The 14,542-nt window shown below is 44.3% G+C and carries 13 protein-coding genes and 1 pseudogene; 10 read left to right on the forward strand and 4 right to left on the reverse strand.

What is annotated here, in order from left to right:
- The first annotated feature begins 679 nt into the window (after positions 1-679).
- Positions 680-1,462: a serine protease gene (locus V3V99_02430; GenBank protein ID MEE9441509.1), complete on the forward strand. Its 783-nt coding sequence runs from the start codon at positions 680-682 to the stop codon at positions 1,460-1,462.
- 215 nt (positions 1,463-1,677) lie between these two features.
- Here V3V99_02430 and V3V99_02435 read toward each other — a convergent pair whose 3' ends face one another.
- From V3V99_02435 to V3V99_02445, 3 genes are all read right to left on the reverse strand, one after another.
- Positions 1,678-3,135, reverse strand: coding sequence for an SdrD B-like domain-containing protein (locus V3V99_02435; GenBank protein MEE9441510.1), 1,458 nt, complete (start codon positions 3,133-3,135; stop codon positions 1,678-1,680).
- A gap of 276 nt (positions 3,136-3,411) precedes the next feature.
- Entirely contained in the window at positions 3,412-4,872 is a 1,461-nt protein-coding gene (locus V3V99_02440; protein ID MEE9441511.1) for an SdrD B-like domain-containing protein, read from the reverse strand.
- 517 nt (positions 4,873-5,389) lie between these two features.
- Positions 5,390-6,169 carry an alpha/beta hydrolase gene (locus tag V3V99_02445; protein ID MEE9441512.1) on the reverse strand — a complete coding sequence of 260 codons (780 nt, stop codon included), beginning with the start codon at positions 6,167-6,169 and terminating at the stop codon, positions 5,390-5,392.
- A gap of 130 nt (positions 6,170-6,299) precedes the next feature.
- Between V3V99_02445 and V3V99_02450 the strand changes: the two are divergent.
- Positions 6,300-6,934, forward strand: a pseudogene (locus V3V99_02450) (hypothetical protein).
- Here V3V99_02450 and V3V99_02455 read toward each other — a convergent pair.
- Positions 6,884-7,420: a hypothetical protein gene (locus tag V3V99_02455; GenBank protein ID MEE9441513.1), complete on the reverse strand. Its 537-nt coding sequence runs from the start codon at positions 7,418-7,420 to the stop codon at positions 6,884-6,886. The pseudogene V3V99_02450 and the gene V3V99_02455 sit on opposite strands and share 51 nt — an antisense overlap.
- Positions 7,421-7,632: 212 nt before the next feature.
- Between V3V99_02455 and V3V99_02460 the strand changes: the two genes are divergently transcribed.
- From V3V99_02460 to V3V99_02495, 8 genes are all read left to right on the forward strand, one after another.
- Positions 7,633-8,511, forward strand: coding sequence for a polysaccharide deacetylase family protein (locus V3V99_02460; protein MEE9441514.1), 879 nt, complete (start codon positions 7,633-7,635; stop codon positions 8,509-8,511).
- A 255-nt stretch (positions 8,512-8,766) separates the two neighbouring features.
- Positions 8,767-9,540, forward strand: a complete 774-nt coding sequence (locus tag V3V99_02465; GenBank protein MEE9441515.1) for a cobalamin biosynthesis protein CbiA — start codon at positions 8,767-8,769, stop codon at positions 9,538-9,540.
- A 17-nt stretch (positions 9,541-9,557) separates the two neighbouring features.
- Complete coding sequence (locus V3V99_02470; GenBank protein ID MEE9441516.1) at positions 9,558-9,791, forward strand: 4Fe-4S binding protein; 234 nt, start codon at positions 9,558-9,560, stop codon at positions 9,789-9,791.
- A 15-nt stretch (positions 9,792-9,806) separates the two neighbouring features.
- Entirely contained in the window at positions 9,807-10,886 is a 1,080-nt protein-coding gene (gene vorB / locus V3V99_02475) for a 3-methyl-2-oxobutanoate dehydrogenase subunit VorB (GenBank protein MEE9441517.1), read from the forward strand.
- Between the two features lie 13 nt (positions 10,887-10,899).
- Entirely contained in the window at positions 10,900-11,661 is a 762-nt protein-coding gene (locus V3V99_02480) for a thiamine pyrophosphate-dependent enzyme (protein MEE9441518.1), read from the forward strand.
- Positions 11,662-11,663: 2 nt separating this feature from the next.
- A complete protein-coding gene (locus V3V99_02485; GenBank protein ID MEE9441519.1) occupies positions 11,664-12,215 on the forward strand; it encodes a 2-oxoacid:acceptor oxidoreductase family protein in 552 nt (183 codons plus the stop codon).
- A gap of 10 nt (positions 12,216-12,225) precedes the next feature.
- Positions 12,226-12,681 carry an NAD(P)H-dependent oxidoreductase subunit E gene (locus V3V99_02490; GenBank protein MEE9441520.1) on the forward strand — a complete coding sequence of 152 codons (456 nt, stop codon included), beginning with the start codon at positions 12,226-12,228 and terminating at the stop codon, positions 12,679-12,681.
- A gap of 1 nt (position 12,682) precedes the next feature.
- Complete coding sequence (locus V3V99_02495) at positions 12,683-14,539, forward strand: NADH-ubiquinone oxidoreductase-F iron-sulfur binding region domain-containing protein (GenBank protein ID MEE9441521.1); 1,857 nt, start codon at positions 12,683-12,685, stop codon at positions 14,537-14,539.
- Positions 14,540-14,542: the final 3 nt, after the last annotated feature.

Consider the following 14,542-nt stretch of genomic DNA (forward strand, 5'->3'; position numbering starts at 1 on the left):
GTTTAAGACCATCATAGATACGATTCGGCTCATTCTGACCGTATCTGACGACCAACATTCACAATGGGAACCAAGTCTGATAAATATCTAACAACCAAATCGAAAACAGGTGTTTTTCAACAAGCCCCATTGGGTGGGAATTCCTCGGGGTATGAACCTGATTGATAGGTAACAGTTTGAACCGGGCAGATAGGTAACAGGTAGTATAACGGTATAATCGAAGGAGGTTTGATTATGCCGTGGAACGGTGGCCCGTCTGAAAAATAAGCGAAGCGTTTTTCAGGTGGGTTCCCGCATAAACATCAACAATTCTCACATTCATTAATCATTGATTCCGATATTATCCTCATTTGTATAATGGAACAGGCGCATAAACCAAACACACCCGGCCCTGCGGGCACCCTTCTTGAGACAGGCAAAAGCCTGGTTGGGGAACAGGCGTTACCTGTTTTGAGAGTTGCTGGTCATTATTTATCGCAAGAGGCGGGTACATAGCGCGACAGTTGAAAACAGGCTCCGCCTGTCGTAATCACCACCGAGTTGATATGACCAAAAACGTTAATATGAGGAAACAAACCCATTTTCCTACAGCAAGCCGTGAGCCACTCGCTGGTTTTTTTTGTTGAATAATTTTTTGTGTTTATGGTATAAAAATATATCAAAAAAAATGGAGGGCTGGATGCGAAAAAAACAAAGTCTTTTCAAAATTATTTTTATTATGACTGGTTTGGCAGCCTTGCTTTATTGTTTTCCTGCAGCACCATGTATGGGCGAAAAAAAAGCAGATGATTATGGACTATGGATGAAAAAGCCTCAGAGCGAATGGCCGCAAATAACAATGATAAACCAAATCGAATACACAGACAATAACCACCCCATTGCCGGATGTGGTTTTCTGTTAGATACGGGAAATGAGATTCTGGCAGCTACAGCTAAACACATCCTGGTTTATTTTAAGTCCGAAAGCATGAAGTCGGTTGCTTTTAACAATACACTAAAGCTCTGGAAGATGTTTCCAAAGAACAATCCCGATGATGTAGTAATAGTGGATAAATTGATTAATGAGAATCCAAAAGAGCCTCTGGAACATATACCGCCGGCAAAAGACTGGTTGTTATTCACTATTAAAAAGAAATCTCAAAACATTCAGGCTCTCAAATTCCGAACCGGCTCTATGCAAGAGGGCGAAACAGTGTATATCATTGGCTGGCGTTATACCGATAAGGATTGTCCGCAGGTAGTTTATGAGGGTAATTTTGTGCGATCAGAGGATGGATCATTTCTTATAACCACAAAAGAATTATCTGACAATACTATGCCGGGATTGAGCGGCTCGCCTGTGATCGATTCTAACGGTTACTTGATTGGTCTTATGTCTCAAAAGGCTAACAAGATGGAGAGGCCATCTTCTATAGACTATCCTAAAGAGATATTGGAGGAAAGAAAAAAGACTAAGGAGTAAAGAAGCTAACTCTACGAATGTTTGTTACTCAGCTATCTAAATATTCCGCATGGATGCAAGCGTGCGCTGGCATGACATCGAACTGGTTTAACGACAACCCGAGGGTTATCGCTACAACTGCAATTGTTACCATGATTAAACCCAAATTTCGTTAAACAAAAAACCCATAGATGGAATAATCATCCATGGGTTTTTTAGCACAAAATTTCAATGTTTTAATTGCTATACAAAACCAAATCGGGTGTCCAATCGCAGTGGCCGGGGCCGATTTCGCCGTTGTTGTAATCATCGAGGATCGATTTCCAATCATTGACCATCTGCTGATCTTCTTTGGATAAATCACCCCAGTCATTCCAATCGTACATAGCGAGAAACTCATCGGTATCGGAGATGACATCGGCAACATCCGAATCGTCGGCGCCGTTAGCGATATTCAATTTGGCCGCCAAAAGCTGGGCGTATAATTTGGCGATACCGTTTTTGGGCGCGCCGTAAACATGCTGAATCAAAACATCGACCGCGATAGTATCGGTCGTTACGGCCAGACTCTTATCGCCGTCGTCGCTTCCGAGCCATATCGGTAAATATTGCGTCAGCACATCATCCTGGGGGCCGAATCCGGCATGGTTCTTCCAGTAACCCTTGCTATAGGTACAGCCCGGATCGACTTCTTCCATATAAACTCCGGCATCAACGGAAATATCCATCTGGCCCGCTTCCAGGGTCAGGCACATGGTCCATCCGGTTTCGGCATTGATTACATCGCTATCCAATTCGTCGTCGGTGCCCTGGTCGGCCGGACTGAAAACATAGCCATCCGGCAGAACAAAGTGGACAATATATTCACCCGGCTCCAGGTCCGGAAAACCGTAATAACCGCCGGTATCGGATATGGTTTGCGCCAGAACATTCATACCGTCACAATCGAGCAGATTAATTGTCATGTTTTCATAACCCGGCTCGCCTTCGTCCTGAAGTCCGTTCTGATTTTGATCGTTCCAGACATAATTGCCCAGCATCACTGTCTGCTCGAAGACGGGAACATCAAACATAAGCAGGCTTTGCATTTCGGCTTCGGTTTCGGAGATATAGCCGGTGCGCAGGCCTTCACTCATTCCGTAATTCATATCTGGCTCTGACGCGAAAACATATGTGTCCATCATCGGCATCATGGTGTCGCAGATTATTTCGGAGCCGGTATTGTAACACACGACTAATATCGGTTGATTAATCGAACTCTCACCGCTCGCAAAAACAGTTAATGAATTTTCGGCAATATCCTGATCCAGCAATAATCCGAAATTATCATACATGCCGGTTGACCATCCGTTGACAAGGTCGGTAACATCGACAATCTGCCAGCCTATCATATTGACCGTGAAAGTCCCCTTAACCTCCGGAGCATACGCGCCCGCGTAGCTGTTCCAGGTAGCGGACATTTCATCCCAGGATGAAGTGACGCGATGAATATTGACAGTCTGCATGGACGGCATGATGGCGAAAATATGCAATTGCGCCGATTCCAAAACAGCGTCGGCCGGCAACAGGGCGTTTTCGGCGGTCATCAGAGGAGAATTTACAATATTATTATCCTCCGAATTTTGATTTGAACAGCCCGCGATCAACGCTGCAGCAAGGCAAAAGATTAATCCTATCCCCACGTACATTTTCATAATTAATAACCCCTTTCGTATAATCTACTATTAATTGGCGTACTTAATACCAATTGTTTATACGTTTCATTTATTTCAAACCGTTGTCTATTCTTAACGTCGGTATCGCAGTATTATTAAAGCTTTGGCCGTAGTCAACCTTAATATACTTCGGCTGTATTGTCAGCGCAAATTAAAAGTATTTGCGGGTAAATGGAACCTGTGCAATTATTGAACACAAATTGTTATTAAAAAACCCACCCGTTTTATCAGGCGGGTTTCCAAAAATTTGATTCACTATTTTTTCTTATCTCGTATTCTTTCGGCCTTCGTCGGCATTACCCAATCACAATGCCCCGGGCCAATATCACCGTTGTTGTAATCATCGAATAAAGTCTTGAGATCGATAACCATGTCTTTGTCTTCTGAGCTGAGATTTCTCCAGTCAGTCCAGTCATACATCGCCAGGAAAGCGTCTGCCTCAGCCACGGCGTCACCGAGATCGAAAGTGTCGGAACCATCGGCAATATTCAATTTGGTGGCCAATAGCTGGGCGTACAGCTTGGTAATTCCGTTTTTTCTATTGCCGTAGGTTTTCATTGAGAGAATGGCGACAGCCATAGAAGCATCGGTGACTTCCAGACTCTTGTCGCCGCCCGAATCACCCAGCCAGATCGGGAGATACTGAGTTACGACATCATCCTGAGGGCCAAAACCGGCGTGAGTTTTCCAGAATCCGATTGTCAGGGTACAACCCGTGTGAGGCGGCCAATAAAGACCGGCGTCAACCGTAAGATTAACTTCGCCGGCGGCCAGGGTATAACACCCGGTCATCCCGGTTGAGGGATCAGCATCGCTATCTTTGGCGTCATCGGCGCCCTGATCCATCGGGCTAAAAGCGTAACCTTCGGGAGCGACAAAATGAACGCTGTAATCTCCGGGTTCAAGATCGGTAAAGAGGTAGTATCCATCGGCGTTAGTTGTCGTTTCAGCCAGTATATTGCCAAAACAATCCATCAGATGAACAGTGATTCCCTCAATTCCCATTTCGCCTTCATCCTGAACGCCGTTGATATTTTCATCTCGCCAGACATAATCACCCAAAGAAGCGGTTTGCTGGATCTCGGGAGTTTCAAAGGCAAGGAGGGTCTGTTTTTCGGTTCCGGAAACCCATCCGGCCAAAATTTCAGGATTGGTGCCATGATTTCGAGATGGGGCGATTTCCCAGATGAATGAGTCGCCTATAGTTTCAGAAGTTTCGCAAACCGTGGCATCACCGGAAGAGTAACAAATATCGAGATAAGGGTGATTGGCGGCGTTCTCACGGCTGCTCATAGTGATTCTGTCATAATCAGTCTGATCCTGTCTGAGCAAAACACCAAGATTTTCATAAGTTTCCGTCATCCATCCGTTGACCAAATCGGTTACATCTACAGAATACCATCCCGGGGTTGTAGCGGTAAAGGAGCCTAAAACGGTAGCGTCATACGCTTCGCCAAAATTACCCCAGGTCACAACATTTTCTTCCCAGGCGCCGGTAATGCGGTGCAGATAAGTTGTTTCGCCATTTGGCCAATCGACATAGACGTACAGTATGGCTGATTCATAAACGGCCCCGGCCGGAATAGTGACTTTTGATGCAGCCAGTGAAATCGCGGGCTCATTACTCGGTCGGACTATACCGGGATCATCCTGACAGCCTACTAACATAATGGTCAACAATGAAATGCAGACCAGAATTTGCGCAATTGTTTTCATAACAGTTGATTCCTTATGCTAAAATATATCTATTTGATTATATTTATGTCTCCAAACCAATTCGACTTATGAGTCCAATGACATATTAAATGCAAATCGAATACCGAGATTGAGATTTTTATTGACTTAATATTGCCATTGCCAAACACTATAATCAATACGAAGGAACGCCCGAAATTTGAGAGATTTCATTAATCGACATCCACTTGCCTTTGTGCTTCTTATCGCGATTCTGATCCGATTACCGGCGGTAATATGATCGCAGGGATATATACATTCCGATGATCATTTTGATACAGTCGAGGTTTAGTGCATAAAATGAATCCAAAACATAATCCGTCGTTTAAAGCGATAATTTATAGACGAACAGACATTTTATCACAACAAGAAAAGATATGTCCCCGTATTTAATTGTGACGAGATAAAACGACATAAACCAGCGCCACGGTCAGACCTTCAGGTCACAAAGCGAATTAGTATGAAAAGTTGTGACCCCGTCCGGATTGGCGCTGGTTTTTTATTGGATCAAATGCTTGTCCAGAAAGTTCTTGATGCCGTTTCTATAGTGGCTTCCCGAAGAAAGAAATCCCTCATTATGGCCGCCCGATATTTCGAGAAATTCCTTAGGCTCATTAGCCTCCTCAAAAAGCTTTTTCCCCAGGTCATAAGCGACCAGGTCATCGTCGGGGCTATGAATAAATAAAACCGGTGATTTTATGTCCTTAATATATTCCCCGGAATTATAATCAAATCGAGCTATCAGCCTGACAGGGAGATAGGGATATAATTTGGCGGCGATATCCGGAATTGAGGTAAAAGAAGATTCAACAATTAATACTCCCAGATTTTTTTCGCGGGCCAGCCAGCAGGCAACAGCGCCTCCCAATGACCGACCAAAAACAATTATTCTTTCAGGCGGGACATTCTTTTCCTCAATTAAATAATCCCAGGCTGCTTCGGCGTCTTTATATGTGCCCTCTTCGGTTGTTCTGCCTTCGCTTTTGCCATAACCGCGATAATCGAAAATCAATACCGATAAGTTTAATCGATTGAATAGTTCGATAGTCTCAAGACGATGAGAGATATTCCCGCCGTTGCCATGGCATAAAATAATAGTTGCCCGTGATGAATCGGTGGGAACATACCAAGCGTTTATCTTGACTCCGTCATTGGTTGTTAAATATAAATCTTCGTATTCGAGGTTAGCTTCTTGAGGCGTTACGGAAATAGTATACGAGGGGAAGTACACCATTTTATGTTGCATAAAATAGACAAAAATCAAAATTATGAGATACATAACAACAATGGTCCCGAGAATAGTCAAGAACATACGGCGCACGGATATCCTTTTTAATCCCAAATGTGTATTTACGGGTCAAGTTAGTGAATTATTATAATATTGTCAACCGGATGTAATCTTAGGTTTTGGGGATGTTTGGACATGGGTTGCGATTGATTCCGATACTAAGCTGGCGGCCTCATGGTTTGTCGGCTTACGGGACGCTCAACACGCCAGAATATTCTTGAATGACCTAAAAGACAGGCTCGCTAATAAGGTACAATTAACAACCGACGGCCTTAGAATCTATTTAGATGCCGTTGACGATGTTTTTGGAGCCGACGTAGATTATGCAATGCTCATTAAGCTCTACGGCAAAGAAAAGGTCGAAGCGGGCAGATACAGCCCTCCAAAATGCGTCGGGGCAAGAAGGCAATCACTTATAGGCAAGCCGAAAAAAAAGCACGTTTCAACATCTTATGTCGAACGCCAAAACCTGACTATGCGAATGAGCATGAGACGGTTTACTCGATTAACCAATGGATTCTCTAAAAAGATTCAAAATCTTGAGTTTGCGGTTGCCCTACATTTTATGTATTATAACTTCTGCCAGATTCATCGGACTCTAAAAGTTACCCCAGCTATGGAGGCCGGAATAACTAAAAGACTTTGGGATATCGAGGATATTGTTAAGCTTTTGGAGGAAAAAGAGTTAAATTCCGTTGCTTTAAACTAAACTACTTTTTTATCTATCTCGTTAAAGTCAAGTCCTTTTTCTTCTAACACTTTGTTTCTCAAATAGATTCCAAGAACAATTATCATGTCCTCAATGGCCATACCTTCCCTGAATAGATAGTCCTTTATGAAATTAAGGCGCTTATCATCTTTAATCCCTTCAATAACCAACTTTGCCGCCTCTTGAACATCATAAGCAGTTTCGGGATGTGTCATCTCAAGTTTAGATTTAAACTCTTCAAAGTTCTCATCGATAAACTTTTTCCCGCCACTATCGGCCAATACTATTTTACCCCGATCACTTAAATCAATTGGGCTCCCCCTACTAACCAGTGGCTCTCTTTCCTTCAAAGAGGTTGTGCAGGAAACCGCCATATCTCTAACTTCTCTCAACTCAGTCTTAACCTCTTTGAGGTCGTCACAAGCATTATCAACTTTATTCTTATATATCCCAATTCTAAATGAAGATATAAGAAGCGCGATAAGGGCGCTTATAACAACGCCAGCAATGCTAACTACAATTGGTTCCATCATAGTTCCCTAAACTATATCATCATGACAAATTAGTCAATACCTTTAATTATGAATGATACGTTTGTTTTCTGTTAATCGTTCATTTTAAATATCGGCAAAACTTCTTTCTTGCTTAAATCCGGTTTTTGATCAATTTTTTTTCAAACTGACCCACTACCTAATCTTATGTTTTTAAGTTGACGGAAACATTGAACGAGTTTAGTTTTCAGAACATGAAAGGAATGATCCTTAGTCTATCGGTTTTGGCGCTTTTGTGCGGTCAAATTGTCGCGCAAGACTCTGCTCCCGATAAGGAAATCTGTATTACCTTCGATGATTTACCGATTGTGCGGGTGCATGATCCGGTAAAGCGGATGATGATGACTGATGAGATTTTGATCGCACTTGAAGAATTTAAGGCTCCGGCCGCCGGATTTGTCGTCGGTGATAATATCGAAGGCCACTGGGATATTCTCGAATCGTGGCTGGCCGCCGGGCATATTTTGGGAAATCATACTTATATGCATTCAGACCTTAATGATTTGCCCCATAAATTATTTATTGAGGATATCGGACGAGGTCATCAGGCTATCGAGAGTCTGCTCAAAAAGCATAAACAAAAGGGCCGTTATTTTCGCTATCCCTATCTTCATTATGGTCGCAATCATACGATAAAAAAGGCGATAATCGATTATCTGGATGAACAGGATTATATAACCGCCCATGTTTCGATCGACACCGATGATTTCGTATATAACCTGCAATTTGAAAAATTATACGAATCCGCCGATTCGGTAGAGATAATTCGCCTCGGCAATGAATATATCGATAACATTCTGGAGCGGCTGGAGGACGCCGAAAAACTGTCTCAGGATATTTTGGGCCGACAAGCAAAACATATTTTACTTCTTCACGCCAATCGATTGAACAGTTACTTTCTTTATGATTTACTTCTTGAGATAGAAACCCGGGGATATAAATTCATTTCACTTGATAAGGTTCTTACCGATCCTGTTTATACTCTACTGGAGTCATATACCGGACCAAAGGGATTGTCATATTTTGAAAGATTGGCCAAAAGCGATCCCGATATGCTTCCGGCCAAAGAATAGAATAGTTTATTCTTTGAAAAATACCACTTCGTTGACATAACATATTAGATTTCAAAAATCATATCCAACCTGTTGAATAATACTATAGTCACCTAATTTAATCTTGTATTTTTAGACAGGTTAGTATGCGAAATTAAGTGATAAATTTCACAACGAAACTTGACTTTGAACCGGCATTATTAGATATTGTTATCGAAAGACCCGGGAGGCGCAACAGAAGATATCCGGGGCAGCTTTCATTAGTTGAGTTGGTGTATGGCATCAGTGACGTTGACCGTAGCCAATTACGAAGGTAACGCCGTTTTGGATATAAAACATCTCTCTATTACCAGGCAAATAATTATTATAGTTGGCGGTTTCGGCAGCGGCAAAACCGAAGTTTCGGTAAATCTGGCCAAATACTTATACGCCTCGAGCCATCAACCGGTAACCCTGATTGATTTGGATCTGGTAAATCCTTATTTCCGGACCCGCGAAGCGAAAGACGAAATGAAGGAATTGGGGATTGATCTGATCGCTCCCGAAGGCGGGAAATTTTATGCTGATTTGCCGATTTTACTTCCCCAGGTTCGGGGGTTGATTGAGAATCATGAGGGACTTCTGATATTTGACGTGGGGGGAGACGCTCAAGGGGCAAAGGCATTGGGTTCGCTTTCGGATTTATTTGAAGATAGTTCCTACGAAATGCTGATGGTCTTAAACAGCCGACGTCCTCAAACGTCGAGTCGTAAGTCTGCTCTCGAAACGGTGAAGCGAATTGAGGCGACCTCACGGTTGAAATTCACCGGTTTGATTTCCAATAGTCACATGATTGATGATACCGATGCCGATATTGTCCGCGAAGGATATGACCTGAGTTTGGAAATCAAAAAGAAGACGGGTCTGCCGATTCGTTTTGTCAGTTTTAAAAAAACGTTAATTGGCTCTATGGACCTCGGCGATTTTAATTGCCCGATTCTGCCGTTAACCCGATCTTTATTGAAACCCTGGGAACGAAAAGAAGGTTATTCCCGAGAAGAAAATCAATAGCGAAGGGAACGCGATTTATGCCCGGTGTAAGAATAGATAAAAATTACTGCAAAGGCTGCGAATTGTGCGTTGCGGCCTGCCCCATGCAGATATTGAAAATGTCAAAAGATATTAATCTCAAGGGTTATTTTTATGCGCGGTTGCATGAACCGACTAAATGTATCGGCTGCCGTATCTGCGCCATAATCTGCCCCGATGTGGCGATTAATATATTGACCCACGGAACTCACTTTGCCCTATTTGAATATTAACGGAGACAAAAATAGATGGCTAAGAAATTAATGAAAGGAAACGAGGCGATCGGAGAGGCTGCCATTGCGGCCGGAGCGGTAAATTACTTCGCTTATCCGATAACGCCTCAAAGCGAAGTCGCCGAGTATCTCTGCTGGCGATTACCCGAGGTCGGTGGCGTGTTCGTTCAGGCCGAATCGGAAGTTGCCGTCGGCAATATGCTTTTAGGAGCGGCGGCGACGGGGAAACGAATTTTTACGACTTCCTCAAGCCCGGGAATAAGTTTGATGCAGGAGGCCTTATCATATATGGCGGGGGATCATCTGCCGGTGGTGATTGTCAATATCATGCGGGGCGGCCCCGGTCTCGGTGGAATTTTGCCGGCCCAGTCCGATTATAATCAGGCCGTCAAAGGCGGCGGGCATGGCGATTATCGCGTGATAGTCCTGGCGCCTTCTTCGGTTCAGGAAGCGGTTGACCTGACAATTCTGGCCTTTGATTTAGCCGATAAATATCTCAATCCGGTCATGATTATCGGTGACGGAATGATCGGGCAGATGATGGAATCGGTTGAATTTCCCGAAAAATATCGGGCTCAGAACAATCCCGATGACGCCGATTGGACGTTGACCGGAGCCGACGGACGTGAAGCGCGGATAACTCGTTCGCTGTTTTTAAATCCCGAAAAATTGGAAGATAATAGCTTTTTACTGGATAAAAAATACAAGAAGATTAGAAAAAACGAACGCCGCTACGAACTTTATAAAATGTCTGAAAAGACCCGGTTGATGATTGTTTCGTATGGTACCATGGCCCGAATTTGTCAGACCGCTATTGACGAATTAGAAAAAGAGGGGATTCATGTCGGCCTCTTTCGACCCATTACTTTATTCCCCTATCCCGAGCAGGAAATTTACGCTGAAGGCACCAAAAAAAATATTAAGAAAATTTTAACGATTGAGATGAGTACCGGACAGATGGTGGAAGATGTCGAGCGGTGTATCAAAGGTAAAAAACCGATTGAGTTTTTTGGCCGGACGGGCGGAATCGTTCCGACTCCCAATGAGGTCAAGGATAAAGTTCGCCAGATGCTGCGGATAAAAAAGAAAAAATAATATCGAGGACATCATGTCAAATTCGGAAACGACAGTATTCAAACGGCCCGAGTCGCTGAGTGAAAATATTACTCATTATTGCCCCGGGTGCACCCATGGCGTCATTCACCGCATCGTCGCGGAATCATTGGATGAGTTGGGCGTTAAGGGCAAATCGGTCGGCATTGCGCCGGTGGGCTGCTCGGTATTGATATACAATTATTTTAATATTGATTTTCTGGAAGCGCCGCACGGTCGAGCGCCCGCTGTGGCAACCGGCTTTAAGCGGGTTCGACCCGACATGATAGTCTTTACTTATCAGGGCGACGGCGATTTGGCATCGATCGGTATGGCCGAGATAATTCATGCCGCCAATCGAGGAGAGAAATTTACGACAATCTTCGTCAACAATGCGATTTACGGTATGACTGGCGGGCAGATGGCGCCCACGACTATGCCGGGGCAAAAGACGACGACATCTCCGGCGGGGCGCGATGTTAATCTGGCCGGGCATCCAATTCGGATGTCGGAGCTGTTGGCAACTTTGAAAACCCCGTCGTTTATCGCGCGTACTTCGGTACATTCTCCTATGCACGTTATAAACACCAAGAAGATTATTAAAAAGGCGTTTCGTCTTCAAAAAGAGAATAAATGTTTTTCATTAGTCGAAGTGCTCTCGACCTGTCCCACCAACTGGGGAATTCCGCCGTGTGACGCGACCGAATGGGTCGCTTCCGATATGGAGCCGTATTATCCTCTGGCGATTTATAAAGATTATATTGAGGGAGAGAATTAATCATGACCGGGCAAATTGAAGTCGTATTCGCCGGATTCGGCGGGCAGGGTGTTATGACGGCCGGACAGCTTTTGGCCTATACGGCCATGGAGGAAGGTAAAAAAGTTTGCTGGATTCCTTCCTACGGACCGGAGATGCGGGGTGGCACGGCCAACTGCACCGTCGTGGTTTCCGACATTAGCATCGGATCGCCGATTATAAACAATCCCATGTCGGCCTGTGTTTTTAATCGTCCCTCTCTTGATAAATTCGCGCCGCTTCTCAAAGAAAACGGTTTGCTGCTGATAAATAACTCACTGATTGACGTAACGTCCGGACGGGGTGATTTAAACGAACTCTTGGTGCCGGTTAATGATATCGCTATTAAGGTCGGGAGTCCGAAAGTAGCCAATATGGTCATGCTGGCGGCCTTTGTCGGAGCGACCGATATCGTGAAATTCAAATCTTTGAAAGATATGTTTACTAAAAAAATGGGAAAGAAAAAAAGCCTTCTTGAGATTAATCACGCGGCTCTCGATGAAGGCCGCAAATTGGGGAAGAGAATAAAGGTTTAAGGAAATATACATGTCCAAACGCACAGCCAGGTTGGAGACAATTTTAGATCGTAATCCGCGAGATCCGTCTTCGTTAATTACCGTTCTTCAGGATATACAAAAGGAATTTCGTTATTTGCCGGTTGAAGTACTGTCCGATGCCGCCCAAGCTCTCAATGTTCCCTTAAGCAAAATATTCAGCGCTTCTACTTTTTATAAGGCATTCAGCCTTACGCCTCGAGGCGAGACGATTATCAGAATTTGCAAAGGAACCGCATGCCATATCAAAGGCGCCGATTTGCTATTGGAGCAATTGGAGTCCGCTCTTAACATCCGCGCCGGTGAGACAAGTTCGGATTTGAAATTTACGGTTGAAGTCGTCAATTGCGTCGGGGCCTGCGCCATGGCTCCGGTTATGATGGTTAATAACAAATATCATGGACATGTCAGGGTTGACAGGGCGGTCAGATTGGCTAAGAAGGGTTGAGATGCGAATAGGTACGATAGATAAATTGGATAAATTCCGGGCGAAATGCGAAAGGCAATTTAAGGCTCAAAAGAAAAAGATTATAGTTTGCCTTGGGCCGGGCTGCCTTGCCTCCGGCTCCGATAAAATACTCGATGAATTCAAATCGGTATTGAAGAAGAAAAAAATCAAAGGCATAACGGTTGAGACGGTCAAAAAAACCGGGTGCCATGGGTTTTGCGCCTGCGGCCCGCTGGTGGTGATTGAACCGGAAGGCATCTTTTACGCCAAAGTTAAAAAAATACACGTGAAAGATATTATAGAAAAGACTCTTCTCAAGGGAGAGATAATTGAGAAATTACTTTATACTGATCCGCATAAAAAGAGTAAAAAATACACTGACTATAGATCGATTCCTTTTTACAAATATCAGACACGGATTTCGCTTCGTAATCTTGGCCTGATAGATCCCGATGAAATTACCGACTATATCGCCGCAGGGGGGTACGCGGCTCTGGCAAAAGCTCTCACAAAAATGAAGCCCCAAAAAATAATCAATGAAGTCAGTAAATCGGGGTTGCGCGGCCGAGGCGGGGGCGGGTTTTCTACCGGACGAAAATGGGCCACCTGCGCCAAAGTTGATGATGAACCGCGTTTCGTGATTTGCAATGGCGACGAAGGCGATCCCGGCGCCTTTATGGATCGATGTATTATGGAAGGCGATCCCCATTCGATTCTGGAAGGTATGATAATTTGCGCTTTTGCCGTCGGGTCGCATGATGGATATATTTATGTTCGTGAAGAATATCCGCTGGCGGTCGTCAATCTTCAGCGAGCTATCGAAGCCGCGAGAGAACTTGGTTTGCTGGGCGAAAACATTCTGGGCACCGGGTTCAGCTATGATATAAAAATAATTCGTGGTGCAGGAGCCTTTGTCTGCGGCGAATCTTCAGCATTGATGAAATCGGTAGCCGGAGAAATTGGCGAACCTCGCGCCAAATATATCCGTTCCGTCGTCAAAGGCGTCTATGATAAACCGACCGTGCTCAATAATGTCGAAACGTTTGCCACCGTTCCGGTCATAATCGAAAAAGGCTCAAAATGGTTTGCCTCGATCGGCACCGAAAAAAGCGCCGGCACTAAGGCATTCTCATTGGCCGGAAAAGTACGCAATACCGGATTGATTGAAGTGCCGATGGGAATGACCCTCCGAGACATAATCTATAAAATCGGCGGTGGAATTGAAGAAGATCGACAGTTTAAAGCGGTACAGACAGGCGGTCCTTCGGGTGGATGTTTGCCTGAAGGCAAAATTGATTTACCGGTTGATTTTGATACCCTGACAAAAGCCGGTTCGATGATGGGTTCAGGCGGTATGATTGTCATGGACGAACGCACCTGCATGGTCGAACTGGCGCGATATTTCCTCGATTTTCTGGTTTCTGAATCATGCGGCAAATGTGTTCCGTGCCGGGAAGGCTTGCATCAGTTACTAATCTTATGTACGAAGATTACCAGGGGTAAGGCGTCGGAAAACGATCTGGACTTGATGGAAAAATTATCGAAGGTTATCCAGGTCGGCTCACTATGTGGTCTGGGCCAGTCCGGTCCCAATCCATTTATGAGCACGGTTCAGTATTTTCGTGATGAATATCTGAGTCATATCACTGATTGCAAATGTCCCGGGCGCTCATGCCGAGCGCTTATTACTTACACGATAAATGACAAATGTAACGGCTGTGTCGCCTGTATTTCGGTATGTCCGGAAAAAGCAATCACCGGAGAAAAAAAGAAATTGCATGTTATCGACCAGGATAAATGTTCGCAATGCGGTTCCTGCGAAGTGGTGTGCAAATATGACGCGATAGATATTACTTGATGG

It is taken from the genome of Candidatus Zixiibacteriota bacterium (assembly GCA_036480375.1).
Classification (GTDB): domain Bacteria; phylum Zixibacteria; class MSB-5A5; order GN15; family JAAZOE01; genus JAZGGI01.

What these genes read in the sequence shown, in the direction of transcription:
- V3V99_02495 (MEE9441521.1), top strand. Translation starts at nt 12,683, where the DNA reads ATGCGAATAGGTACGATAGATAAATTGGATAAATTCCGGGCGAAATGC.
- V3V99_02430 (MEE9441509.1), top strand. Translation starts at nt 680, where the DNA reads ATGCGAAAAAAACAAAGTCTTTTCAAAATTATTTTTATTATGACTGGT.
- V3V99_02465 (MEE9441515.1), top strand. Translation starts at nt 8,767, where the DNA reads ATGGCATCAGTGACGTTGACCGTAGCCAATTACGAAGGTAACGCCGTT.
- V3V99_02440 (MEE9441511.1), bottom strand. Translation starts at nt 4,872, where the DNA reads ATGAAAACAATTGCGCAAATTCTGGTCTGCATTTCATTGTTGACCATT.
- V3V99_02445 (MEE9441512.1), bottom strand. Translation starts at nt 6,169, where the DNA reads ATGTATCTCATAATTTTGATTTTTGTCTATTTTATGCAACATAAAATG.
- V3V99_02460 (MEE9441514.1), top strand. Translation starts at nt 7,633, where the DNA reads ATGAAAGGAATGATCCTTAGTCTATCGGTTTTGGCGCTTTTGTGCGGT.
- V3V99_02435 (MEE9441510.1), bottom strand. Translation starts at nt 3,135, where the DNA reads ATGAAAATGTACGTGGGGATAGGATTAATCTTTTGCCTTGCTGCAGCG.
- V3V99_02455 (MEE9441513.1), bottom strand. Translation starts at nt 7,420, where the DNA reads ATGATGGAACCAATTGTAGTTAGCATTGCTGGCGTTGTTATAAGCGCC.
- V3V99_02470 (MEE9441516.1), top strand. Translation starts at nt 9,558, where the DNA reads ATGCCCGGTGTAAGAATAGATAAAAATTACTGCAAAGGCTGCGAATTG.
- V3V99_02490 (MEE9441520.1), top strand. Translation starts at nt 12,226, where the DNA reads ATGTCCAAACGCACAGCCAGGTTGGAGACAATTTTAGATCGTAATCCG.
- V3V99_02485 (MEE9441519.1), top strand. Translation starts at nt 11,664, where the DNA reads ATGACCGGGCAAATTGAAGTCGTATTCGCCGGATTCGGCGGGCAGGGT.
- vorB (MEE9441517.1), top strand. Translation starts at nt 9,807, where the DNA reads ATGGCTAAGAAATTAATGAAAGGAAACGAGGCGATCGGAGAGGCTGCC.
- V3V99_02480 (MEE9441518.1), top strand. Translation starts at nt 10,900, where the DNA reads ATGTCAAATTCGGAAACGACAGTATTCAAACGGCCCGAGTCGCTGAGT.